The following is a 24,821-nucleotide window of genomic DNA, read 5'->3' as shown; positions in this document are numbered from 1 at the left end:
AAATTAAACTTTAAGGGCCATACTCGTGAGCTAGAGCGATTTACTCGTAAGTTTGGAGCAATACTCGTGAATTTGGAGCAAATACTCGTGAGTTTTAGCGAAATACTCGTGAATTTGGAGCAAATACTCGTGAGTTTCAGCGAAATACTCGTGAGTTGCGTTCACGTACTCGTAATTTTCAGTCAAGTGAACGTGCGTTACTTTATTCGTTCCGCCGTTTTATAGTATTGGCCTTTTTCGGCGTATTCGCGTACGATGCGTTCCATATCCTGACGATCTTCTTCATTGATTTCACGGATGACTTTAGCTGGACGTCCGAATGCCAACATATTCGGTGGAATGACTTTGCCTTGGGGAACGAGACTGCCGGCACCGATGAAAGCCCCTTCGCCGATTTCGGCTTCATCAAGTACGATCGATCCCATGCCAATTAAAGCTCCTTTGCGGATTTTACAGCTATGTAATATGACCTGATGTCCAATGGTTACTTCATCCTCGATGATCAATGGATTATTTGGGCTTTGGTGCAGGATGCTGTTATCCTGTATACTGACTTTTTTTCCGATGATGGTTGGGGATACATCACCGCGAATGACGGAATTGAACCAGATTGATGTTTCGTCGCCAATTTTGACATCACCTGTGACGACAGCATTTTCAGCAATATAAGCGCTTTCAGCAATTTCAGGTTCTTTGCCTTTATACGGATAAATAATCATTTTCAATCATTTCCTTTCCGAAGTGAATGTTTTTATGTATTATTTTAATATACCGTATGCAAATACACTTGGCTATTTATAATAGCAATGTACAACTTGTTAGATTTCTTTTTTGTCGAAAATCACGAATATGGTTATAATTTATATATATTATTTCAACTATCATGGATCGTACACAACAAGTGAAAAGTGAAAGGGGGATTTCGAATGTGGAAATGGGAGACAGAAGGAGACGCAAAGGGCGTCATTGTCATCATTCATGGGGCAATGGAACATCACGGGCGTTATAAGTGGATAACACAAATGTGGCTTTCAGCTGGATACCATGTCGTCATGGGCGACCTTCCTGGGCAGGGTATGACTACTCGCGCCTACCGGGGACATATCGATTCCTTTGATGAGTATTTGGACGAAGTGAAAAGCTGGATAGAAGAGGCTTATGAATATTCGTTGCCGGTCTTTTTACTTGGACACAGCATGGGCGGTTTGATTTCGATACGCCTTCTTCAGGAAGAGGAATGGGACATTGCAGGGGTGATTCTTTCTTCTCCTTGCTTGGGCCTCGTGACGAAGCCGCGGAAGTTCCTTACAATGCTCTCGCATGGTTTGAACATCGTTATGCCTCAGTTCAGGGTGGATTCCGGATTGACACCTGAAATGGCGACGAGAAGTGCGGAAATTCGTGAATCCGATAGAAACGATACCTTATATATCACAAAGGTTTCGGTTCGCTGGTATCGCGAGCTTGCACAGGCTATGAAGGATGCTTTTGAAGAGATTCCTGAATTTCAGGATGTTCCGCTTTTGGTGATGCAGGGCGGAGATGACCGAATCGTGAACAAGAAGGCGGTTCGTGAGTGGTTCAATTATAATTTGGCCAGTGAAAAGCAATATAAGGAATGGCCGAAGCTTTATCATGAAATCTTCAATGAACCGGAGCGTGATGATGTATTTCAATATGCGCTGAGTTTTGTTGAAAACCGTTTAAAGATATTAGGGTATGTCGTTTGATTCCGTACATACTTCAGGATAAATGAAAAACTGCCGAAGTTAGCCTTCGGCAGTTTTTTTGGATCAGCCTGCGTTTTTAAGCAATTCGTTCGACTTGATGACCGGTGCCCAGAAAGTAACCGGGTACATAAATTGGTTCAAATGAGGAAGTTCCTTTTTGTTGGATAATGCAGTGGATAGGAGATAAATGGATTTGAAGGTCAAGTCATTGGCGAATAGGTCTAAAAGCGTCGCTTTCATATTCATGATCGCTTCATGGTTTTGGGTGGAAATCATTAAATCGAGCTGTGGCAGGAACTTATCAAAATGATGGTCAAATTGTTTGAGGCCCTCCATGGTTTTTTGTTCTTCTGTCAACGAGTTGAGCGAGCTGACAAAATCCCCGTATTGCTCGCTTGAATCCCTTTTGATTTTTTCAGTCAATATATCCGTCAGTAATGAAGTAGGCAAATGTTCCATTTTCTGCACCCTCTTATCTATTTTCTATCATTATAATCATTAAAGACGAAAAATTCAAAAAGTTAAGATTGGTAATTCTGCTGCCTGCGAGTTCGGATTGAAAAAACACAATTCTTATAGAACGGTGTTCAGACTGTAGATGTTTGTCTACAGTTTTTATGAGGGTTTGTAAAATCACGAGCGTTTTCCACTCTAGGCACTCGCTTTCCGCGGGCGGTCCAGCGCCTGCGGGGTCTCCCCTGGACGCGTTTCGTGTGGAGTCTTGCACACTCGCTCTAATCAAAAATTAGATAAAACCGCTTTTGTCTACAAATGAACACCGTTCGAATAGAACGGTGCCAGATTTATCATCTCTTTTCAATCGCGACAATGAATGGCGGATTGTTTGCTTGGTTGATGAACCCGTATCTCAGGATATGGGCTTTCTGTTGAGGGAAGTTCTCTACATAATCCATCAATGCATCCCGTTCTGCCGATCCCCCTGGATGACCATGGTATATGACGAGGATGATGATGCCTTCAGGCGCCAGCAGTTCGAACAGCTGTTCAATGGCTGATATCGTCGTCTCGGCTTGGGTGATGATTGATTTGTCTCCGCCAGGTAGGTAGCCCAGGTTGAAGATGGCGCCTGTGACCTTTCCGGAATGTTCTTTCCTGATATATTTGCTTAAATGTTCATGCCCATCGTGAATGAGGGTGCAGTGCTCTTGTAAATTCTCGGCGTTCAGTTTTGCCATTGTGGTTTCGATCGCTTCTTTTTGAATATCAAAACTATAGACATGTCCGTCTTTACCTGTAAGTCCTGCAAGAAAGACGGTATCAAAGCCGTTGCCCATCGTGCCATCTATGGTTATATCCCCGGGGCGGACCGCTTTTTCCAGCAGAATCCTGGCGAAAGGCAAAATTCGATCTAGCTTCATGATTGTACCTCCATGTGATGATTTTTCCCCTGCCAGCTGTTGCGGCGTTTCAGTTCGGCGTCAATGGCATTCAGGACATCCCATTTATTGACGCTCCACATTGGACCGATCATCAAATCGATCGGACCATCACCAGTAATGCGGTGAACGATCATTTCTGGAGGGATTATTTCCAGCTGGTCACATACAAGGCTGACATAATCGTCACGGTCAAGAAACTCGAGCAGGCCTTTTTCGTATTGTTTGACCATCGGTGTCCCTTTTAATAGATGAAGTAAATGGATCTTTATCCCCTGCACATCGAGTTTGGCGACTTCACGGGCTGTTTCCATCATCATGCCGTAATCTTCCTGAGGCAGGCCATTGATGATATGGGAGCAGACACGGATGCCGTGCTTGCGCAGTTTATCGACGCCTTCTTTGTAGCAATCGAAGTCATGGGCGCGGTTGATCATCGTTGCGGTCTTTTCATGGACCGTCTGGAGACCCAGCTCGACCCAAAGGTAAGTGCGTTCGTTCAATTCCGCTAAATACTCGACTACATCATCTGGAAGGCAATCCGGGCGTGTCGCGATGGAGAGTCCGACGACACCTTCCTGGGTCAATACACTTTCATATTTCTCGCGAAGCTCTGCCACGGGTGCATGCGTATTCGTGAATGCTTGGAAATAGGCCATATATTTTCCATCTTTCCATTTGTGGTGCATCCGTTCGCTGATTTTTTTAAACTGGACGTCCAAGGGTTCAACCCTGCTGCCAGCGAAGTCACCAGAGCCTGAGGCACTGCAGAAGGTACAGCCGCCATGTGCGACGGTGCCATCACGGTTCGGACAATCAAAACCGCCATCCAGGGCAACTTTAAAGACCTTATGTCCAAAATGTTCTCTCAGGTGGTAATTCCATGTATGATATCGTTTGTTGTCCGTTGCATATATAAACGGGTTTGCTTGATTCAAATCAGCAACCTCCTAAATAAAATAAAGCGCAACATATATTATACAACATTCTCGCAGCTAGGTCTTTTTTTGAAAAATAAGCGTATACTGTATACTTGAAGGCTAAATATTTTGCCGCTATTTCCAGTTTATCTTTGAATGACTATATCCAATCGGGAGCTGATGGACATGACCGGTCAAGTTGAAGAAGCGATCAAACAAATGAAAAAGAAATTAGCCGAAAATAATCAGGTGATCGAAGTAAATGAAGATGGATTCACATACAAAGCCACTTGCACCTTCAATTCACCTGCTTCGGATGAGCAAATTCATTCCTTTGAAAAGAAAACCGGACTGCTTCTGCCTGAGGATTATAAGGAGTTTTTAAAAATAACCAATGGATGCCGTCTGTTCGATAATGTGGAATCAGGCGGGGAAAACGATTTATACAGCTTGGATGATATTATTAATTACACATATGAAAATTCCTACGAGGGATGCTATAAAGTGGCCTGCATTTATCAAGATAATATTGTGATCGATGGGGAAGCCGTCGCCAAAGGCGATAAGGAGTATTTAATGGTAAAAGGCCATATCGATGATTTTGAAGAAGGCGAGAAGCTCCATATGGGCTTTGCCGAATGGATCGAACAGTTCATTTCCCATCAAGGTGAGAAGTTTTGGGATAAAGGTTGATTGCTCAAAAAAAAATGATAATCCTCCCGTTATTTGCTCAAACTAGAAAAGATGATTCCGAATCATCCAAATGAGACGCGAAGGAGAGGGTTTGAAATGGCAACCAGACAATCCGTCGATCATTTTTTAGAGCAATGTGAAGGGGCTCTCCATTTTGCAGAGTTTGAATTTAACGAGGCCTCACGGCAGGAGCATTATGATGATGAACAATTTCAAAATTCGCAAAGGTATATCGAAGAGGCTTTGACGGATATGGAACGATTGTATGCCAGTTCGAATGACCAGCAACGGGAAATGCTTTCGCGGATGAAGCAGCAGTTGAACGAATTGAGGAATGAAATGATTTTACTGCGACATTAAATGGAAGCAGGGGAGCTATGAATGAATAGCTCCCTTTTTTGCACGAATTTTCCTGATTTCGCATATATAATGAAAAACCTGTCGATAATGTTTATGTACGGCTATTGCAATTATCGGTGAAATTGACTAGAATGAAATAAAATCAATATTCTCATAAAGACTATGATGAGGAATAGTAGCGGTTTAAACCAGTAAAGAGAGTTGACGGGTGGTGCAAGTCAACCTGGGACGGTCGCGAACTCGCCTTGGAGTCCCGGGTGTGAATGAATAAGTAATGCCTGGCGTTTTAATCCATGTTACGGATGTTTTAAGCTGGGCGGATTTTAGCTATCGCCAATGTGGGTGGTACCGCGGGAAGATATACATAATCCTCTCGTCCCTATTTTGGGATGAGGGGTTTTTTATTGTTTTTTAAACGGAAATTAGGAGGAAATCATATGAGTTTTGACCATAGAAGCATAGAAACGAAATGGCAAAAGTATTGGGAAGGCAATAAGACATTCAAAACGGGTGAAGATAGCGGCAAACGCAAATTCTACGCGCTGGATATGTTCCCATATCCTTCAGGGGCCGGTCTTCATGTGGGGCACCCGGAAGGTTATACGGCAAGCAACATCCTGGCACGGATGAAACGGGCACAGGGGTATAATGTATTGCATCCGATCGGGTGGGACGCCTTTGGACTTCCGGCAGAGCAATATGCGATCGATACGGGAAATGATCCAGCTGAATTCACGGAGCACAACATCAACACGTTCCGCCGCCAAATCAAAGCCCTTGGTTTTTCTTATGACTGGGATCGTGAAATAAACACGACAGATCCCGACTATTACAAATGGACGCAATGGATTTTCTTGAAATTATATGAAAAGGGCCTTGCCTATATTGATGAAGTGGCCGTTAACTGGTGTCCTGCACTTGGCACGGTATTGGCGAATGAAGAAGTCATCGATGGGAAAAGTGAGCGTGGAGGCCATCCTGTTGAGCGCCGCCCAATGAAACAGTGGATGCTTCGTATCACGGCGTATGCTGACCGTTTAATCGACGATCTGAATGATGTGGATTGGCCGGAAAACATCAAGGATATGCAGCGTAACTGGATTGGCCGTTCCGAGGGAGCGGAGGTTACATTCAATATCGATGGCTTTGATGAAACATTCACGGTGTTCACGACTCGTCCGGATACGTTATTCGGTGCAACATATGCCGTATTGGCACCTGAACATCCGTTTGTCGATAAAATTACGACAGCTGATCAAAGTGCGGTAGTTGAAGCCTATTTGGATGAAGTGAAACATAAAAGCGACTTGGAAAGAACAGACTTGGCAAAGGATAAATCAGGCGTGTTCACGGGGGCTTATGCGATTAACCCGGTAAATGGCGAAAAAATGCCGATCTGGATTGCCGATTATGTGTTGATCAGCTACGGAACAGGAGCAATCATGGCCGTTCCTGCCCATGATGAGCGAGATTATGAATTCGCAGTAAAGTTCGACTTGCCGATCAAGGAAGTCGTAGCTGGCGGAGACGTGACAAGTGAAGCATATACAGGCGATGGACTTCATGTGAATTCGGAATTCCTTGATGGGTTGAATAAGGAAGATGCCATTTCGACCATGATCAAATGGCTGGAAGAAAAAGAAATCGGCACGAAGAAAATAACATACCGCCTTCGCGACTGGTTATTCAGCCGTCAGCGTTACTGGGGTGAACCGATTCCAATCATCCATTGGGAAGACGGCACGATGTCTCCAGTGAAGGAAGAAGAACTTCCATTGATTTTACCGAAAACTACGGACATCAAGCCTTCGGGTACAGGCGAATCACCACTTGCGAACATATCGGAATGGGTGAATGTAACGGATGAAAACGGACGAAAAGGGCGCCGTGAGACGAATACGATGCCACAATGGGCAGGAAGCAGCTGGTACTTCCTTCGTTATATCGATCCGGATAACAAAGAAGCACTTGCCGATCCTGAAAAATTAAAAGAATGGATGCCGGTCGACATTTATATTGGCGGCGCCGAGCATGCGGTGCTTCACTTGCTTTACGCTCGTTTCTGGCATAAATTCCTGTACGATATCGGTGTCGTGCCAACGAAGGAACCGTTCCAGAACCTATTTAACCAAGGGATGATCCTTGGTGAGAATAATGAAAAAATGAGTAAATCCAAAGGGAACGTCGTGAACCCGGATGATATCGTGGAAAGCCATGGTGCCGATACACTTCGCATGTACGAAATGTTCATGGGGCCATTGGATGCTTCGATTGCCTGGTCCACAAACGGATTGGACGGTTCCCGCAGATTCCTTGACCGTATCTGGCGTTTATTAGTCAACGATGACGGGACGATCACAGATAAGATGACAGAGACGGATGACACGGGCAAGCTCGAAAAAGTCTATCATCAAACGGTTAAAAAAGTGACCGAGAACTACGAGGAATTGAAATTCAATACGGCGATTTCACAATTGATGGTATTCATTAATGATGCTTATAAAGCGGATTCGCTTCCTAAGGTGTATATCGAAGGCTTCGTAAAGCTGCTTGCACCAGTTGCACCGCATATCGCCGAGGAGCTTTGGTCTAAACTGGGCCATTCCGAGAGCATCACCTACGGAACATGGCCGGCTTTCGACGAAGCGAAGTTAGTGGATAACGAAGTCGAAATCGTCATCCAAATCAACGGAAAAGTCAAAGCGAAATTAATGGTGCCGACTGACACTACGAGAGAAAAACTGGAAGAAATCGCGATGGGTGATGATTCCATCAAAGAACAAATCGATGGGAAAACCATTCGTAAAGTGATTGCCGTACCAGGCAAATTAGTCAATATCGTCGCAAACTAAATAAAAATGATTGGAAGCTGTCCCGCATATGTTTACTGCGGGGACAGCTTTTTTTTCGTGGCATTGGCTGATTTTAGGAAAAAGGTCATGTTAGGATACTCACCGATTTAACTCTATTAGCGATCAATCTGCCAAATGGACATCTACTATCGTCATGAGAGGAAATCGGAACGTAAATAACTTGCCTAATTGGTTCATGCGAATCATTTTTCAGCTCTTTGGCCAAGGAAATCAAGCATTTGACATAAAAAAGGGAAAAAATTGGTTGATAAAATTTTACAGTGTGATAGTTTGGTATAGTACTATATTTTTTTAACCAATTATTGGAGGGAAAACCGTGAAATTTAAGAATGTGAGTCGAATTACGGCGTTTGCACTAATTTTTGCACTGATTTTCAGCTTGATGGTTCCACTGAATTCTCAAGCAGCAGCTGCAGCACCCATTGAAAATGTAAAAACGATTAAAAATGGGGACACTCTGGACGGAAAGTTTGAAAAACCGGATGTTCAATGGTACCAAATCAGTCCCACAACAGAAGAAGTACAAAAGTTCTCCCATATTGAGTTCGAAGTCAATTCGGACAAAATCTTGAATATCTCCGTATATCAAGATAAAGAAAAAGCAGAAAAAGATGAGAGCAATTATATTGTCTCTGCTTATCCTGATGAAAAAGCTGTAGTCGATTTCCCATATGCATGGGAAGGCACATATTATGTTAAAGTTGAATATTTCGGCGATACGGATGATGAGGGAAATCCCATTCCGGATGCGGAAAATGTAGCTGAATACTCCATCAATGCGCATTCAGTAACATTGCCGCCATCTGCCGGGGACGAAGGGGAGGAGCTTGAATCTTGCCCGGTTGAAGTGAGTGTAAACGATAAGAAAACGGGAGAATCCATGTTAAAAACACTCCGCGTGTTTAGAGATGAAGTTCTTACGAAGTCGTCTGAGGGACGTACCCTTTCCTCTTTATACTATAAAGCTTCGCCATTCCTGGCCCTTCACCTGGCTGGTAATAAAACGGCAAGGGAAGCCGTTTATAATCACTTAGTCGAGATTAAGCCGCTTATTGAGGATCTTAATGAAAATGGAGCAAGCAGTACGGCAGTCATTAGCAATAAGCAGCAAGAAGCGATCAAGGCCTTATTCAAAAAGTCGGCAGACGTTGCTCCGGCCGGATTGAAAAAGGATATGGACGCCATTGCAAAGAAAATCAATCTTGATAAGCTTGCAGGTGAGAGGATCGTCGATATCGCAAGCAAAGCGGGAGTCGAACTTCCTGCTTCGAAAAATGTAAAGAACAAATATATCGTCAAACTTAAACCTGGGAAGTCATTAAGCGCTGTCCAATCCAAGATAAGCGGAAAAGGATATGGAACATTATCGGCACCTAAGCAACAAGAGGTTCTGTATGATGATATGTATGTCGTCGAGTTAAAGAACCAAGCTAAAATGAGCACAGCAGCTCTATCCGGTATCGAAAAACTTCCAGAAGTGGAATATATCGAAGCGGTAAAAACGTACAAAGCACTTTCTTCCGACATTCAATCACCGTATCAATGGTCTTTGAATAACGCCGGCGGGGAAGAAGGCGTAAAGGGAGCGGACATCGATAACGAAAAACTGCAGAACCTTATCAAGAAACGCAATTTAAAAGATACGTTGGTAGCGGTTATCGACACAGGTGTCGATGATTCACTTGCGGATCTACAGAGTGTCGTTGAAATGGAGTCAGGTAAGAATTTCATCGATAAGAAAGAAAAAGCAATCGATGACAATGGACATGGTACACATGTATCCGGAATCATCGCTGCCAAAGCAGATAACGGTTATTCCATGCAAGGAATCAATCCGGCAGCTAAAATCATGCCTGTGAAGGTCTTGGACTCTTCAGGATTTGGAGACAATGAGAAAATTGCACTAGGCATTAAATATGCCGTGGATCATGGTGCAAAGGTCATAAACCTTAGCTTGGGCGGAGAATATAGCAGGACGATTGAATATGCCTTGAAACATGCCGCTGCCAAGAATGTAATGGTTGTCGTGGCAAGCGGTAATGATGGGATGGAAGGTCTTTCTTATCCTGCATCATCAAAATACGCCATATCCGTCGGTGCAACCAATGCCCTTGATTTAGTATCCGATTATTCCAATTATGGATCGAAGTTGGACATGGTCGCACCAGGGACAGCCATCCCAAGCCTTGTGCCTAACGGGAATGTTACTTACATGGATGGTACATCAATGGCAGCTCCCCATGTTGCGGCAGCCACAGCCTTATTATTATCCGGAAACCCTGGGTTGAAAGTGAATGAAGTAAGGGAAATCCTTCATGAGACATCGGAATATGTCGCTTTTGAAGAAGAAGATAATGTAGACCCTTATGAGGACTATGTACCGGAAGATGGCGAAATCATCATACCGGAAGAAGAACTTCCTGTCGGAAAAGATTTAGTCTCTGGATACGGAAGATTGAATGCGTACAGTGCACTTAGTACAGTGGACTTGAATGCTAAAGTCAATCTTGTGATGGATACGCAAACAAAACTGACTGGTTCAGCTAAAAAAGGGTCAGTGATCGAAGTGAAAAGCGGAAGCAAAACGCTTGGTAAAGGAACGGCGTCAGCCAAGGGAACGTTCAGCGTTACGATTCCGGTCCAAAAAGCTGCGCAGCTGCTTACTGTGAATATCTCTGATTCTTCCAAACTATCAGTATCTTCAATCAAAGTATTCGTGAATAAGGGTGTAACCCCTAACAAGCCAACTGTCAAAGCTTTAAGTGACAAAGATACGTATGTAACGGGTCAATCGCAAGCGGACATGAAAATCTCGATCAAAAATAGTGCCAAAAAAGTGATTGGTTCAGGTAACACGGACAGCAAAGGGAATTTCAAAGTGAAAATCAGCAAGCAAAAGGCCGGAACTAAACTTTCAGTCACGGCTACAGACTTAGCGAAACGTGAAAGCAAGGCGGCAACCGTGACGGTTCTCGATAAAACAGCCCCGGATGCACCGAAAGTGAATGAAGTAAGCGATAAAGCAACGAAAGTAACTGGTAAAGCGGAAATCGGTTCAACCGTTACCGTGAAGCACAGCAATAAAAACATCGGAACGGCAAAAGCTGATAGTAAGGGGAACTTCTCCATCAAAATCAGCAAGAAAAAAGCAGGGTCCGCATTATACGTCTCAGCAAAAGACAAAGCGGGCAATACAGGAAAAGCTGCAAAAATAATCGTTAAAGATAAAACGGCTCCAGGATCACCAAAGGTGAATGAAGTAAACGACAAAGCAACAAAAGTAACAGGTAAAGCGGAAATCGGTTCAACCGTTACCGTGAAGCACAGCAATAAAAACATCGGAACGGCAAAAGCTGATAGTAAGGGGAACTTCTCCGTCAAAATCAGCAAGAAAAAAGCAGGGTCCGCATTATACGTCTCAGCAAAAGACAAAGCGGGCAATACAGGAAAAGCAACAAAAGTAACAGTGAAAAAATCAAAATAGTAATTAGAGGTGAAGGCCGTTTAGCTACATGTTAAACGGCCTTTTTTTTGTGAGAAAACGAATGAAAACACCGCTCGATGATATGCGGTGTTTTTGTCATGAGCGTGTCTTGTGCCTGTGCGTTGTCATAGCATGATATCAGATCTGGAGCTTCGTGTTTTAATTCTGAAACCTCATGTACTCGCCGTTCTTACATCATTAACCTGTTCAATAATAAATATCAGGAGGAAATATAATGAAAAAAGGAAGAGTAATAGCATAAGGTATTATTTTAGCTTGCTCAATTGGGTTAGGAACGCTTTCGGTTGAGGCTGGGAATGAGCGTTTGGGGTAACTTCCTGCTTAAATCCAAATCTCTTACTATGTGCTAAAAATGTTAACATTAACAGTTTAATGCATTATAAGAATCAAACTTTTATAAATGATTCCTTATTTTAAATGTATATACCTAGGGCGGGATTTTCGAGGGTCCATATATCCGCCGTTTATTTGATGTCCGAGAGAGCTTGCAATGACTACTGCTGCAAAGAGGAGGAGGATTTTCTTCAATTAAATATCTTCTTTCCGTTTTTTATTTTTAAAGATTACACCCAAATGCCTTTTTCTTCAACCCCCTTTTTTTGGATGTCGAATTAATTGTGACAAACATTAAATGATCGTTTTTAACTAATGTATCAAAGATGAAGTAGATGGTATTAATTTAGAAGTGAAAGACTTGAAATAATTCACTAATATAGATGAGAATAATAAGAGGATGTGAATTTATGGGAGTCAGTTCTTGGGGGACTCTCATATGCTTTTGGATCCGCTAATTCCACCACTTCGATATTGAATTGCTCTTAAAGCATGAGTTTTTATCTAGCTTGATGCAGAATATATGTAGTTCGTCGGGCGGCTAATTGGGATTACTGTAAGGCTAGGGAGATGACTGAAAGGGGAGGTCTTGATGCGGTAAATAGGGCGGAATGAAAAAACAATGCAGGGGCATGTTCGATTTAACTTGCCCCTTTAATTTGTCAGCTCATTTAGTGAATTCACTTCTCAGGAGATAGACCACATCGTATTCCTTCAACTCGTCCATATGTCCTTCCGTATCACCATAAAAATCAGTGGAAAGTGAACGTATGCCTTCATTTCCGCTGGAGTAACATATACTCGCCAATGCAAGCTTGTTTGTGCTGTTTATTATGAGTTTTCCTGCATTTCCCCATACGCTGGAATCCATTTCATCAATGGTTTCAGGATAAGTAAACGTATCCGTACCATCATGGTTTTGAATGCTGACGTTGAACATCGATCGTTTTTGATCATCATCCGTTTTCGATGTCGTAAAAATGATTGTCCCATTCTTTTCAATCCCCGTTGTCATGCGTCCCATTTCAGGTTCGACAAGTTTGCCAAATTCATATTTTTCGACCCAGACGGACATTTCCTTGTATGTATCATCCACACTGAAATCGATAAGAAAGGAATGTTCACTTGAATTCTCCAGGATGGCTTTCTCCCTTGCTGTCAGCTCTGGAACTGAAAGGATATTCTCGGACTTTTGATCATCGGCCTTACAAGCAACTAAGGAAAATGGGAGCAGGGAGAGGATAATGGATAAAATGATTTTTTTCATGATTTTCACCCCTTGAATACTAATGACCTAATTAAATCCAATTCTCGTATATTATAACATTATAATGAAAAACGGAATCGGAATGCGGCAAAAAAGGCAAGCAATCGGAATGCTTGCCTTTTTTCGTATTTAGAAAGGTTGGGAAAGAGCCTTATTGGCAACATCGACGTCATTTTGAAGCAATTGGTTAAGTCGTAAGCAGGATAGAGATTTCTTTCATAAAGGTAGTTGAAAATCTTGGCATGGGTATCGATGGCTCCATTTAAATGTTTCTTAAATACCTTTCGAAGGGAAGGGGTGGCTGTTTCCGTAATCGCCATTGCGTAATTTTTGATCGATGATTTGGCAAAGCCCAGCAATTCCCCGGCAGCGGCGGCCGATGTTTCATCTCTTGATGCATCGTCATCCCTGCCCGTTTTAGGCGTCAACGGGTAAAATTGCAGCAGCTCCATGATATTTTGGGTAAGGGTGTCGATCGTTTGCTTATATATCGTTTTTAGAATGGGGTCTTTTATTTTTGGATAAGCAATTTTAAATTTCATAAGGGCATTGGACTGGGCGGTGACCAACTCATGAAGCTCGAGTGTCTCATGCCAAGCAAGATGTGAATGGGTGGGTTGCATGTAAATTCCTCCTGAACGAATAATCTTGATACATTATTCGTTCAGTGGGCTATAGGTAAGTTGTCTAGTGAAATATTTATGGGAAGATCTGTCCCATCTTCAATTTCCATTAACAGTTTTGAAGGCCATGTTTTATTGATATTGTTCGAGAACAGAGAAGAACTTTTTGGCAAATTGGTAAAAAAGTTTTTCTGATGGAGCCAACTCCCTGTTTTTAGGAGTGATGATGCCGACCGTCCGTTTGACTTCGGGCGTATCGATCGGGACCTTGACAGTGAGTCTTGGAATGACTTCATAAAAGGTACTGTCAGGGAGCAGACTTACTCCGATTCCGGCAGAAACGAGCCCTTTTATGGAATCCATGTCTTCACCTTCCGAGGCGATGTTCGGTGTGAAACCGGCTGCTTTGCACGCTTCGAGAGCGATAGTGTGAAAGATATATCCTTTTGGAAACAAGACGAAGGGATCATTTCTTAAATCACTTAGGCGCACACTCTTCCTATCAGCCAATGGGTGAGTGATTGGCAGTAAAGCGGATATGTTTTCCGTGAACAGGATATGACCCTCGATATCTGGATCGTTTGTCGGGATCGGTCCAAGGAAGGCTAATCCGATTTCGCGATTTTTGACAGCTTCCTTTAAAGAGGAATAAGATCCCTGTCTTAAGTGGAAGCCGATATTCGGCTGCTCATCTTTAAAAGCGGAAATGACGGTAGGCAGTAAATGGGTGGAGAGGCTGGTCGGGAACCCGATTTTAATGCTTCCGTGTTCAGGGTCCAAAAACTCCTCAATTTGATATTTGGCATATTCAATCGCCTGTATCGCCGTTTTGGCATGGATCAAGAAAATTTTACCAATAGGGGTTAACTGGATATTACGGCCGACTTTCTCGAATAAAAGTACGCCAAGCTCATCTTCCAGTCTGGAGATTTGCCGGCTGATTGCTGATTGTGCGATATGCAGGTGCTCTGCGGCTTCTGAGACGTGTTCCCTCTCGGCGACTTCAACAAAATAACGTAATTGTCGTAGTTCCATTTATTCATCCTCCTGCCATTCATCTCAAATTGAGATGGATTCTACTAGAATTATATATTGTTTATATCGATTTGAAAACCTAGAATAAATGTAAGTGACATAACGGTGTAAGAATACGATGGGGGCGATTAATATGACATACAATCAAATACCAAAAGCACAAGGGCTCTACCATCCTGAATTTGAACATGATGCATGTGGAATCGGTTTATACGCTCATTTAAAAGGGCTTGCTACACATGACATCGTCAAACAAGGACTGAATATGCTGTGCCAATTAGATCATCGCGGCGGACAAGGCAGCGATCCCCTTACAGGAGATGGCGCAGGATTAATGGTACAGATTCCTGATGAATATTTCAGGCTGGCATGCCCGGAAATGAATTTGCCGGCAAAAGGACGCTATGGTGTAGGCATGCTCTTTTTCTCTAACAATGATGATGAACGGAATGAAATCGAAGCTCGTTTGAATGCATTTATCGAACAAGAGGGCCAAACGTTATTAGGCTGGAGAACGGTTCCTGTTGATGCAACGAAAATTGGGGAGGTCGGCAAGGAGACATGTCCGACGATCCGCCAAGTATTCATCGGGGCAAGCGTAGAGATTACCGATGATTTAGCTTTTGAGCGTAAATTGTTCGTTATCAGAAAACAAGCTGAAAACTGGGCCCGGGAACGCGGCAATCGTTTTTATTTTGCCAGCCTTTCAAGTGCTACGATCGTATACAAAGGATTGTTGACGCCAGAGCAGGTGGATGCTTTTTATCTTGATCTCCAACAGGAGTCTTTCGTTTCCGCTTTCGCTTTAGTGCATTCCCGCTTCAGTACGAATACTTTTCCTAGCTGGGAACGGGCACATCCAAACCGTTACCTGATCCATAATGGTGAAATCAACACGCTTAGAGGCAATGTGAATTGGATGAAAGCGCGTGAGCAGCAGTTTGTTTCGGAAGCATTCGGGGATGACCTGCAAAAGGTCCTGCCTATTTTGGATATAGACGGCAGTGATTCCTCGATTCTTGATAATGCACTTGAATTCTTCGTGCTTGCCGGGCGTAAACCGGCACATGCGGCGATGATGCTCATTCCTGAACCGTGGACGGAAAATCCGCATATGACGAAGGAAAAGAAAGCATTTTACGAATATCATAGCATGCTCATGGAGCCATGGGATGGACCGACGGCCATATCCTTTACGAATGGCAAGCAAATCGGTGCCATCCTTGATCGAAATGGTTTAAGGCCGGCAAGGTATTATGTAACAAAAGATGATTACATCATTTTCTCCTCTGAAGTCGGCGTGATCGATGTGGAGCCGGAGAATGTATTATATAAAGATCGTTTAAGTCCAGGCAGAATGCTTTTAATAGATTTAGAGGAAGGCCGTATTGTTTCCGATGAAGAGATCAAGTCGGAAATGGCCCAGGAAAATCCATACCAGCAATGGCTGGACGAACAGCTTGTTCAATTAAGTGACGAAGAACCTGTGCTTGAAGGGGAGCCTTTGAGTGATTTATTATTCAGGCAAAAAGCGTTCGGATACACGTATGAAGATGTCCAAAAGTATTTACTGCCGGTCATTAACGAAGGCAAAGATCCACTGGGCAGCATGGGCAATGACATTCCGTTAGCGGTCTTATCAGATCGCCCGCAATCGCTTTTCAACTATTTCAAGCAATCTTTTGCACAGGTAACCAATCCGCCGATCGATTCGCTGCGTGAACAGATCGTCACGTCAACGATGACATTTCTCGGTGCGGAAGGAGATTTGCTGAAGCCGGATGAAACGAACAGCCGCCGCATTCAATTGGATTCGCCTGTTTTGACGCCGGGTCAAATGCAGCAGTTGAAAGAAAATGCCTATCCTGAATTCAGGAGCAAAGTCATTCACACTTTATTTTCAGAAGATTTAGAGAGTGAACTCGATCGCATCTGCCGTGAAGCGGAACAAGCGATCGCTGATGGTGTCAGCCTTTTGATATTATCTGACAAGGATATGAGCAAAGAAAAAGCTGCGATTCCTTCCCTGCTGGCTGCGAGCGCCCTTCATCAAGAGCTGATCCGCCATGGTAACCGTACGAAGGTGAGCATTATCGTTGAATCGGGGGAAGCGAGGGAAGTCCATCATTATGCATCCCTAATCGGGTATGGAGTGGATGCAATTTACCCGTATCTTGCCTATGAAACATATAAGCAGGCGGTATTGGAAGGCAGTTTGGCCACCAGCTACGAAGAAACGGTAAGGAAATATGTAAGCTCTGTGACAGAAGGCATCGTAAAAGTGATGTCGAAAATGGGGATTTCAACGATTCAAAGTTATCGCGGCGCACAAATTTTCGAAGCGGTCGGAATCGGTGCTGATGTGATCGAACGCTATTTCAGCGGTACGGCATCGCAGCTTAGTGGAATCGATTTGGTAACGATCGCAGATGAAGCGTTGATTCGCCATAGGAAAGCTGCAGCCGATTCCCTTGATGAAACGCTTGAAAGCGGAAGTGATTTTCAATGGAGAAAAACAGGGGAACATCATGCTTTCAATCCTAAAACGATCCATACATTACAATGGGCGTGCCGGAAAGGCGATTATAATTTATTTAAGCAATATTCAAACTTGGCGAATGAAGAGAGACTTGGGTTTTTACGGAATTTATTCTCGTTCGATCAAAAACGCCAAAGCATTTCAATAGATGAAGTGGAATCCGTGGAAACCATCGTCAGCCGATTCAAAACGGGCGCGATGTCATTCGGTTCATTGAGTCAGGAAGCACATGAAACATTAGCGATCGCGATGAACCGTTTAGGCGGAAAAAGCAATAGCGGTGAAGGCGGGGAGCATCCTAGCCGTTACCAACTGGATGAAAACGGCGATAATCGCCGCAGCGGTATTAAACAAATTGCGTCCGGCCGTTTTGGAGTGAAAAGCCATTACCTTGTTAATGCCGATGAACTTCAAATCAAAATGGCGCAAGGTGCTAAGCCGGGTGAAGGCGGCCAGCTGCCCGGAAACAAAGTATATCCTTGGGTTGCAGAGGTCCGCGGTTCCACACCGGGTGTCGGCCTGATTTCACCGCCTCCGCATCACGATATCTATTCGATTGAAGATTTGGCACAGCTGATCCATGATTTGAAAAATGCGAACCGTGAGGCCAGGATCAGCGTCAAGCTTGTGTCAAAAGCAGGCGTAGGCACGATCGCAGCCGGCGTGGCCAAAGGAGCCGCAGATGTCATCGTTATCAGCGGGTACGATGGCGGTACGGGTGCATCACCAAAAACGAGTATCAAACATACTGGTCTTCCTTGGGAGCTGGGTCTTGCAGAAGCACACCAAACATTGATGCTGAATGGCCTGCGCAGCCGTGTTGTCCTTGAAACGGATGGGAAGTTAATGACGGGACGCGATGTGGTCATGGCAGCTATCCTTGGAGCGGAAGAATTCGGCTTTGCTACAGCACCGCTTGTGGTCCTAGGCTGTGTCATGATGCGTGCTTGCCATTTGGATACATGTCCTGTCGGGGTAGCTACCCAAAACCCTGAACTTCGCAGCAAATTCACTGGAGATGCGGATCATGTCGTGAATTTCATGCGCTTCATCGCTGAGGAAGTCCGGGAAACGATGGCTGAACTTGGCTTTAGAACACTGGAGGAAATGGTCGGCCGCACTGATGTTTTACAAGTGAGCGAGCGGGCGCAAAACCATTGGAAAGCGAAGCATCTGGACTTGACGACACTTCTTTTCCAACCGGAGGGGATTCGTACGTATCAACTCCCGCAAAACCATAAAATAGAAGAATCTTTGGATATCCGTGAGATTTTACCTGTTGTGGAGCCTGCTTTAAATGACCAAACCCAGGTGGATGTCAGCTTCCCGATTACCAATGTGAACCGTGTGGTCGGAACGATCGTCGGCAGTGAAGTATCCAAACGCTACGGTGAGGAAGGGTTGCCTGAAGATACGATCACACTTCGTTTTACAGGATCGGCGGGCCAGAGCTTCGGTGCGTTCATTCCAAAGGGGATGTCGATGTATTTGACTGGTGATGTGAATGACTATGTTGGGAAAGGTTTATCTGGCGGGAAGATCATTGTCACGGCACCTTCTGGAAATCAGATCGAGGCCGGGGACAATGTAATTGCCGGAAATATCGCCTTATATGGTGCAACAAGCGGCGAGGCCTACATTAATGGGCGTGCGGGAGAAAGATTTGCCGTACGGAACAGTGGAGTCAATGTCGTCGTTGAAGGAATTGGAGACCATGGCTGTGAGTATATGACTGGCGGACGCGTGGTCATTCTGGGAGACGTCGGCAAAAACTTTGCGGCAGGCATGTCAGGCGGCATCGCTTATGTACTTGCTGATGATGCAGAAGAATTCAAGGCATTATGCAATGGCGAAATGACAGAATTCGAGACGCTTGATGATATGGATGATGCCAATGAGGTAAAAGAAATGCTTTACAGCCACCTTCATTATACAGAAAGTGCCAAAGCATCGTATGTACTGGAGAACTGGGAGGATTTCGCAAAGAAATTCGTAAAAGTCATTCCGAAAGATTACAAACGGATGATCAAAAGCATCAATGAGCAGAAGCGTGCAGGGCTATCGGATGAAGAAGCAATCATGAGTGCATTCCAAGCAAATGCCGTTCAAGATAAAAAAATCACTAAACAAGCTGTGATGCAGTAAGGAAGGGGAGAGAAAGATGGGAAAAGCAACAGGATTTATGGATTATCCGCGAGAAAAACCAAAAGACCGGAATCCTCTCACTCGTTTAAATGACTGGAGAGAGTATACTGCTCCTTTCTCTGACGAAAAGTTAAGTACACAGGGAGCGCGGTGTATGGACTGCGCCACCCCTTTCTGCCATATGGGCATGGAATTGAACCGAGTCACTACGGGCTGTCCGATTCATAACCTTATTCCGGAGTGGAATGATTTGGTGTACCGCGGCAGATGGAAAGAAGCATTGGACCGTTTATCGAAAACGAATAATTTCCCTGAATTCACCGGGCGCGTCTGCCCGGCCCCTTGTGAAGGGTCTTGTACGGTAGCGATAAACGATCCTGCCGTTACCATCAAGAACATAGAACGGACCATCATCGATAAAGGATTTGAAAATGGCTGGATAACGCCTCGCATCCCTGAAAGCAGGACCGGCAAGAAAATTGCCATCATCGGTTCGGGCCCGGCAGGAATGGCGAGTGCCGACCAGTTGAATCAAGCGGGTCATTCGGTCACGGTTTATGAGCGCTCAGACCGTGCAGGCGGGCTGTTGACATACGGAATCCCGAACATGAAACTTGAAAAGGATATCGTTGCACGCCGAATCAAATTATTGACCCAGGAAGGCATCGATTTCATTACCAATACAGAAGTAGGCAAAGATATAACAGCTGAAGAACTGCAAGATCAGTATGATGCAGTCATCCTTTGTACAGGTGCCCAAAAGCAGCGTGACCTGGTAATTGAAGGACGCGGGGCATCAGGCATTCACCTTGCAATGGATTACTTGACTACATCGACTAAAAGCCTGTTGGACTCCAATTTTGAAGACGGCAAGTTCATCGACACAAAGGGGAAGGATGTCATCGTCATCGGCGGCGGGGATACAGGAGCTGACTGTGTCGCAACTGCCCTTCGCCAGGGATGTAAGAGCGTCGTACAATTCGGGAAGCATCCAATCCTTCCGACGGCCCGTACATCTGATAATATGTGGCCGGCCTACCCGAATGTCTTTTCCCTTGATTATGCATATGAAGAAGCGGAAGCGAAATTCGGTGCAGATCCGCGTCAATATTCAATCCAAACAAAAAAAATCGTCGCCGATGAAAATGGCAACGTTAAAGAACTGCACACAATCTCCATGGAAAAAATCAAAGGCGATGACGGAATGTACATTTTCAGGGAAGTTCCAGGAACTGAAAAAGTATGGCCTGCACAATTCGTTTTCATCGCAATCGGATTTGAAGGAACGGAAATGCCGCTATTAACTCAATTTGGCGTAGAAACAGTCAATCAAAAAATTGATGCCGTCTATGGCGAATACAGAACGAATGTCGAAGGGGTTTTCGCTGCCGGAGATGCAAGAAGAGGGCAAAGCCTCATCGTTTGGGCAATCAATGAAGGCCGAGAAGTGGCAAGAGAAGTGGACCGCTACTTGATGGGCGCAACCGTATTGCCTTAAACTCAAAAAAAAGAAGTGCCATTATGGCGCTTCTTTTTTTTCTGTGGTGGGAAATATGTACTCACGAGTAAATGCCCGGAATTCACGAGTAAAACGCCGAAACTCACGAGTAAATGCCCGGAATTCACGAGTAAAGCGCCGAAACTCACGAGTAAAGCGCCAAATTCACGAGTGAAACGCCGAAACTCATTTCACGTATAAAGATACCGTATTGATGGTATACAAAATAGGCGAGCAGCATAAATACTGTTCGCCTAATTTACTTTCAGTCAGCTTCTATAGTCAGCTTCTTGAAGAACGCCAAGTGATGTGTGATTCAGTGCATGGACAGCCGCTATTATTTTCTCTGTCTCTACTTCATCTCCTATGGCTTTATGCAATTTTTCTATTAGCTGGGGTTTTGTTAATGGGTTCCCAGGACTTCCTTTAGGTGTATCGATTCGTTTCGATAGTACGTCCCCACTCGTTGTGGTCACGGTCACAATTGTAAATCTTCCCACTGGGAGTGCTGCTTTGGCAGGCTTGATCGTTGCATCCGTCTCCCTATTTACTTTTTGCAAGGATTTTCTCCATGAATGGGGAAGAGGTTTCGATTCAAAAGAAGCAAAGGTCAGGGGCTTGCCTGTTAGCGCGAGCCATACAATATACTCAATCGAAAATCTTCCTTCTTCACCGGTTGAAGGGCTATGGTGAATCAAAGCGGAATCACCATTTGGAGGAAAGCAAACACTCACCGATTCAATATCTTCTTCCGACAAATCGTACGTCTTATGTAAAAAGACAGCTGCATCAGCGCCATGTGCCGCAGCAGAACAAAAAGGGTACTGTTTAAACCATAATCCCGGTGTTACGATCCGCCATGTCTTTCCCCAATTTTCCGTCAAATCGGGAACTCCATTTTCCGCATATACCTCAAAGAATCCATTCTTATCATTCAAAAAGTCGGGGTTGCTATGTAATCCCATCCGAATCCAATCAGCGGAATCCACAGCGTTTTTAGCAGCAATCCCTACATGGAGCGGCTTTATTACAGTGCCAAATTGGAATCGTAAACCCGCCGATTGGGTAGCTGCAAGACTCATGGTTTCAGCTATTAAGCGTGGTGAGTATTCCCGTAAATACGCAACCGCACCAGCTGCAGCTATTACGCCAAGTGTAGCTGTATTATGCCAGCCTTTTGTATAATGATATGGATTCATAGCTTCCCCGAACCGAGCCATGATTTCCACACCAACCACATAGGCAGCTAAAAAACGTTTTCCTGTCATTTCAGGTTCTCCAACTGCTAACAAAGCAGACAAAATGACTGCGCTTGGATGACCTCGTACGTCTGAATGTACATCATCATAATCTAGTAAATGAGCTTGAAAGCCATTGAAGAGTGCGGCCTGGGATCTTGTTGCATGTATGTGGCTTCCAATCAAATAACTCGTCCCATTTCCGCCTTCTTCCAAAATGATTTGCTTTAAAATCGTAATTTCCTTTTCGGATTTCGTTTGATAGGAAACAGCAAGATAATCAAGAAGTCCATCAATTGCAGCTTGTAATACTCCTTCATTTACCAACGGATTGGAATGATAAATCATTTCAGATAACCTTTCCGTGTTCATGCACTTCACTTCCTTTTTTGCCTGGCAGATCCTTCCGTTTCATCTCCCATTTGCCGTAAAAAACGCTGAGTTCGCGGATTAAGAGAATGCTCAATTACTTGTTCTGGGGTGCCTTGTTCGATAATATGTCCGTCTGCCATGAATATGACATGGTCAGCAACTTCCTTGGCAAATTGCATTTCGTGCGTCACGATCACCATTGTGGTATCCTCTTTCGCTAACTCCCGTATGACTTGTAAAACCTCATTAACCAATTCGGGATCTAGAGCGGAGGTAGGTTCATCAAATAAAATGGCATGTGGTTTCACAGCTAATGCTCTAGCGATGCTGACACGCTGCTGTTGCCCGCCGGATAAGGTAGCGGGGTATTGTTGGGCTTGTTTTTCCAAGCCAACCCGTTTCAATAAATCAACGCCGATTTGAATGGCTTCCTCTTTTTTCATTTTTTTGCTGACAAGCAATGCTTCAATCACGTTTCTTAAGGCCGTTTTATTTTTAAAAAGGTTATAGTGTTGGAATACCATCGCTGTTTGCTGTCTTAATTGATAGGCGTCTTTCTCTTTATATTTTTGGGTATCCAATTTTACATCCTTGATTTCGATGGTGCCGCTGTTGGGCTTTTCCAACAAGTTCAGACAGCGTAATAACGTTGATTTTCCAGAACCTGAAGGGCCAATAATGGCGACAACTTCCCCGGTTCTTATTTCCAAGTTAATATCGTTCAATACTTGTTTATCATCAAAATATTTAGATAAGTTTCTTACTTTTATCATATGATCACCTTCTAAGTGGTTTGCTGAGCCAAATTTCCAGGTATTTTTGTATCCAAGAATAAAGAATAACCAATAGCCAGTAAATCAAGCCAACCACCAAATACGTCTCGAAAAAGCGCATGTTAGCGGATGCAATAATTTTTCCCTCTGCAAATAGTTCCGTAATTCCTAATGTAAAGGCAAGGGACGTTTCTTTAATCAAAGATATAAATGTATTCCCTGTTGCGGGCAATGCATTTAAAGCAGCCTGTGGTAATATGATTCGCGAGTAAATCTGCACTCTTTTCATGCCTGTTGCAAGGCCCGCTTCCATCTGCCCTTTGTCCACGGAGTTCAAACCAGCTCGAAAAATTTCTGCTAAATAAGAGGATTCCTTCAAACTGAATCCAATGATTGCCGCCGTCATTGCTTCCATCGTTGACAACGACGGGAATAACTGTGGTAAACCGTAATAAATGATGAATAATTGTACCAATGTTGGCATTCCACGGAATAAAGAGATATATAAGCCTGCCAATTGGGTGATTCCAAAAATATTGCTATTTCTTATCAAGGCTACTACAAGTCCGATTATAATGGCTAAAGCCATCGAAATGATGGCTAAAACCAGAGTGATTGGAATAAATTTTGCGATTTGCAGGGAAATTTCCAACATATATTGTAAATCAAAATTCATAATGCTTTAAAACCTCCGCTATGCTTATTCGCCGGAATTCGTGGTGATGTCTTCACCAAAATATTTATTGGACAGCTTCGCTAATGTACCATCTTCTTTAAGTTTTTTGATTTCTGTCGTGAATTCATCATTTAATTTTTTGCCTTTTTCTGTTTTGGTAAATGGATACCCTACATTTTCATAGGCCACTGGATCGCCAACCAGTTTTAGCGGAAGATCATTTTTCTTTATCTCGGCAACCAGGATTGGGCGGGAATTGATATAGCCATCTACACGGTTGTTAATGGCATCTTGCATCGCACCATCCCGGGTTTCATAAGTTCGTATTTTGATTTCGCCATTTTTATCATATTTTTCTAGGTTTGTGACGTTATTAGACCCCAGCACACCGGAAACGGTTTTGCCTTTAAGATCAGCCAAACCTTTAATATCATCGTTTTTTGTGCTTGATACAATTTGTGCACCATAATAACTATACGGCTCTGTAAAATTAAATTGCTCTTCGCGTTCCGGTGTTATAGCAACGGCATTCGCAACGGTGTCCAGTTTACCTGATCCCAATTGCCCCATTATCCCACTGAAATCAGAAGTGACCCACTCTACCTTGTATCCTAAATTCTTGGCGATGAGTTCTGTAAGTTCTACGTCAAAACCTATTAATTTACCATCCTCTTGATAACCATTTGGATAGCTTTGGCCAGTGGACCCCACTTTAATTGTTTTTTGTTCGGAATCATTGGCCGCATTCTCTTGTTTTGAATTGCCACATGCTGCAAGTACTAATATGAAAAGTAATGCGAGTCCAAGGGAAAGAATTTTTTTCATCGTTATTTGCCTCCTGTTA

General features: G+C 43.8%; 17 protein-coding genes, 1 pseudogene and 1 other annotated feature. Of the genes and pseudogenes, 7 read left to right on the top strand and 11 right to left on the bottom strand.

Annotation, left to right across the window (positions count from 1 at the left end; translation table 11 throughout):
• Positions 1 to 197 precede the first annotated feature (197 nt).
• Positions 198 to 716, bottom strand: coding sequence for a gamma carbonic anhydrase (locus AC0VX1_RS23635; RefSeq protein WP_053537396.1), 519 nt, complete (start codon positions 714 to 716; stop codon positions 198 to 200).
• Between the two features lie 210 nt (positions 717 to 926).
• On the opposite strand from AC0VX1_RS23635, the gene AC0VX1_RS23630 reads away from it, so the two are divergent.
• The gene (locus AC0VX1_RS23630) at positions 927 to 1,730 is read left to right on the top strand and encodes an alpha/beta hydrolase (RefSeq protein ID WP_098936419.1); all 804 of its coding nucleotides are present in this window, start codon (positions 927 to 929) and stop codon (positions 1,728 to 1,730) included.
• Between the two features lie 63 nt (positions 1,731 to 1,793).
• Here the strand turns inward: AC0VX1_RS23630 and AC0VX1_RS23625 are convergent, their stop codons facing one another.
• The 3 genes from AC0VX1_RS23625 to mnmL form a co-directional block, all read right to left on the bottom strand.
• Complete coding sequence (locus AC0VX1_RS23625; RefSeq protein ID WP_098865865.1) at positions 1,794 to 2,189, bottom strand: hypothetical protein; 396 nt, start codon at positions 2,187 to 2,189, stop codon at positions 1,794 to 1,796.
• A 347-nt stretch (positions 2,190 to 2,536) separates the two neighbouring features.
• Positions 2,537 to 3,109, bottom strand: a complete 573-nt coding sequence (mnmM, locus tag AC0VX1_RS23620; RefSeq protein WP_475469312.1) for a tRNA 5-(aminomethyl)-2-thiouridylate-methyltransferase MnmM — start codon at positions 3,107 to 3,109, stop codon at positions 2,537 to 2,539.
• Complete coding sequence (gene mnmL, locus AC0VX1_RS23615) at positions 3,106 to 4,065, bottom strand: tRNA modification radical SAM protein MnmL/YtqA (RefSeq protein ID WP_048686310.1); 960 nt, start codon at positions 4,063 to 4,065, stop codon at positions 3,106 to 3,108. The genes mnmM and mnmL overlap by 4 nt, the downstream gene beginning before the upstream one ends.
• 168 nt (positions 4,066 to 4,233) lie before the next feature.
• Between mnmL and AC0VX1_RS23610 the strand changes: the two genes are divergently transcribed.
• The 4 genes from AC0VX1_RS23610 (at position 4,234) to AC0VX1_RS23595 (ending at position 11,457) form a co-directional block, all read left to right on the top strand.
• Complete coding sequence (locus tag AC0VX1_RS23610) at positions 4,234 to 4,740, top strand: SMI1/KNR4 family protein (protein ID WP_052137365.1); 507 nt, start codon at positions 4,234 to 4,236, stop codon at positions 4,738 to 4,740.
• Between the two features lie 96 nt (positions 4,741 to 4,836).
• Entirely contained in the window at positions 4,837 to 5,100 is a 264-nt protein-coding gene (locus tag AC0VX1_RS23605; RefSeq protein WP_034310579.1) for a DUF2524 family protein, read from the top strand.
• A gap of 153 nt (positions 5,101 to 5,253) precedes the next feature.
• Positions 5,254 to 5,484 (top strand) — a binding site (T-box leader).
• 53 nt (positions 5,485 to 5,537) lie between these two features.
• Complete coding sequence (gene leuS / locus AC0VX1_RS23600; protein ID WP_475469309.1) at positions 5,538 to 7,952, top strand: leucine--tRNA ligase; 2,415 nt, start codon at positions 5,538 to 5,540, stop codon at positions 7,950 to 7,952.
• A gap of 337 nt (positions 7,953 to 8,289) precedes the next feature.
• A complete protein-coding gene (locus AC0VX1_RS23595; protein WP_475469307.1) occupies positions 8,290 to 11,457 on the top strand; it encodes an Ig-like domain-containing protein in 3,168 nt (1,055 codons plus the stop codon).
• Positions 11,458 to 12,478: 1,021 nt separating this feature from the next.
• Here the strand turns inward: AC0VX1_RS23595 and AC0VX1_RS23590 are convergent.
• From AC0VX1_RS23590 to gltC, 3 genes and pseudogenes are all read right to left on the bottom strand, one after another.
• Positions 12,479 to 13,078: a hypothetical protein gene (locus AC0VX1_RS23590; RefSeq protein WP_475469306.1), complete on the bottom strand. Its 600-nt coding sequence runs from the start codon at positions 13,076 to 13,078 to the stop codon at positions 12,479 to 12,481.
• Positions 13,079 to 13,207: 129 nt separating this feature from the next.
• Positions 13,208 to 13,701: pseudogene (locus AC0VX1_RS23585) on the bottom strand (spore coat protein).
• A 132-nt stretch (positions 13,702 to 13,833) separates the two neighbouring features.
• Complete coding sequence (gene gltC, locus AC0VX1_RS23580) at positions 13,834 to 14,736, bottom strand: glutamate biosynthesis transcriptional regulator GltC (protein WP_475469304.1); 903 nt, start codon at positions 14,734 to 14,736, stop codon at positions 13,834 to 13,836.
• Between the two features lie 133 nt (positions 14,737 to 14,869).
• Here gltC and gltB point away from each other — a divergent pair, with 133 nt between their 5' ends.
• Together gltB and AC0VX1_RS23570 are read left to right on the top strand one after the other, a co-directional pair.
• Positions 14,870 to 19,420 carry a glutamate synthase large subunit gene (gltB, locus tag AC0VX1_RS23575; RefSeq protein WP_475469301.1) on the top strand — a complete coding sequence of 1,517 codons (4,551 nt, stop codon included), beginning with the start codon at positions 14,870 to 14,872 and terminating at the stop codon, positions 19,418 to 19,420.
• Between the two features lie 16 nt (positions 19,421 to 19,436).
• Positions 19,437 to 20,918, top strand: a complete 1,482-nt coding sequence (locus AC0VX1_RS23570) for a glutamate synthase subunit beta (RefSeq protein ID WP_475469300.1) — start codon at positions 19,437 to 19,439, stop codon at positions 20,916 to 20,918.
• 269 nt (positions 20,919 to 21,187) lie between these two features.
• Here the strand turns inward: AC0VX1_RS23570 and AC0VX1_RS23565 are convergent, their stop codons facing one another.
• The 4 genes from AC0VX1_RS23565 to AC0VX1_RS23550 are packed head-to-tail and all read right to left on the bottom strand — an operon-like array spanning position 21,188 to position 24,802.
• On the bottom strand, positions 21,188 to 22,528 hold the full coding sequence (locus AC0VX1_RS23565) for an MmgE/PrpD family protein (protein ID WP_475469298.1): 1,341 nt from the start codon (positions 22,526 to 22,528) through the stop codon (positions 21,188 to 21,190).
• Positions 22,529 to 22,533: 5 nt separating this feature from the next.
• The gene (locus tag AC0VX1_RS23560; RefSeq protein ID WP_413022015.1) at positions 22,534 to 23,301 is read right to left on the bottom strand and encodes an amino acid ABC transporter ATP-binding protein; all 768 of its coding nucleotides are present in this window, start codon (positions 23,299 to 23,301) and stop codon (positions 22,534 to 22,536) included.
• A gap of 4 nt (positions 23,302 to 23,305) precedes the next feature.
• A complete protein-coding gene (locus tag AC0VX1_RS23555) occupies positions 23,306 to 23,977 on the bottom strand; it encodes an amino acid ABC transporter permease (protein ID WP_057279163.1) in 672 nt (223 codons plus the stop codon).
• Positions 23,978 to 24,001: 24 nt separating this feature from the next.
• A complete protein-coding gene (locus AC0VX1_RS23550) occupies positions 24,002 to 24,802 on the bottom strand; it encodes an amino acid ABC transporter substrate-binding protein (protein WP_187050188.1) in 801 nt (266 codons plus the stop codon).
• Between the last annotated feature and the right edge of the window lie 19 nt (positions 24,803 to 24,821).

Source organism: Peribacillus sp. QJM3NY_7 (genome assembly GCF_056173225.1).
This window is presented reverse-complemented; position numbering and strand designations above follow the sequence as displayed.

Coding starts and splice junctions, on each gene's coding strand:
- AC0VX1_RS23630 (WP_098936419.1), top strand. CDS start 927: ATGTGGAAATGGGAGACAGAAGGAGACGCAAAGGGCGTCATTGTCATC.
- AC0VX1_RS23625 (WP_098865865.1), bottom strand. CDS start 2,189: ATGGAACATTTGCCTACTTCATTACTGACGGATATATTGACTGAAAAA.
- mnmM (WP_475469312.1), bottom strand. CDS start 3,109: ATGAAGCTAGATCGAATTTTGCCTTTCGCCAGGATTCTGCTGGAAAAA.
- AC0VX1_RS23610 (WP_052137365.1), top strand. CDS start 4,234: ATGACCGGTCAAGTTGAAGAAGCGATCAAACAAATGAAAAAGAAATTA.
- AC0VX1_RS23605 (WP_034310579.1), top strand. CDS start 4,837: ATGGCAACCAGACAATCCGTCGATCATTTTTTAGAGCAATGTGAAGGG.
- leuS (WP_475469309.1), top strand. CDS start 5,538: ATGAGTTTTGACCATAGAAGCATAGAAACGAAATGGCAAAAGTATTGG.
- AC0VX1_RS23590 (WP_475469306.1), bottom strand. CDS start 13,078: ATGAAAAAAATCATTTTATCCATTATCCTCTCCCTGCTCCCATTTTCC.
- gltC (WP_475469304.1), bottom strand. CDS start 14,736: ATGGAACTACGACAATTACGTTATTTTGTTGAAGTCGCCGAGAGGGAA.
- gltB (WP_475469301.1), top strand. CDS start 14,870: ATGACATACAATCAAATACCAAAAGCACAAGGGCTCTACCATCCTGAA.
- AC0VX1_RS23570 (WP_475469300.1), top strand. CDS start 19,437: ATGGGAAAAGCAACAGGATTTATGGATTATCCGCGAGAAAAACCAAAA.
- AC0VX1_RS23565 (WP_475469298.1), bottom strand. CDS start 22,528: ATGAACACGGAAAGGTTATCTGAAATGATTTATCATTCCAATCCGTTG.
- AC0VX1_RS23560 (WP_413022015.1), bottom strand. CDS start 23,301: ATGATAAAAGTAAGAAACTTATCTAAATATTTTGATGATAAACAAGTA.
- AC0VX1_RS23555 (WP_057279163.1), bottom strand. CDS start 23,977: ATGAATTTTGATTTACAATATATGTTGGAAATTTCCCTGCAAATCGCA.
- AC0VX1_RS23550 (WP_187050188.1), bottom strand. CDS start 24,802: ATGAAAAAAATTCTTTCCCTTGGACTCGCATTACTTTTCATATTAGTA.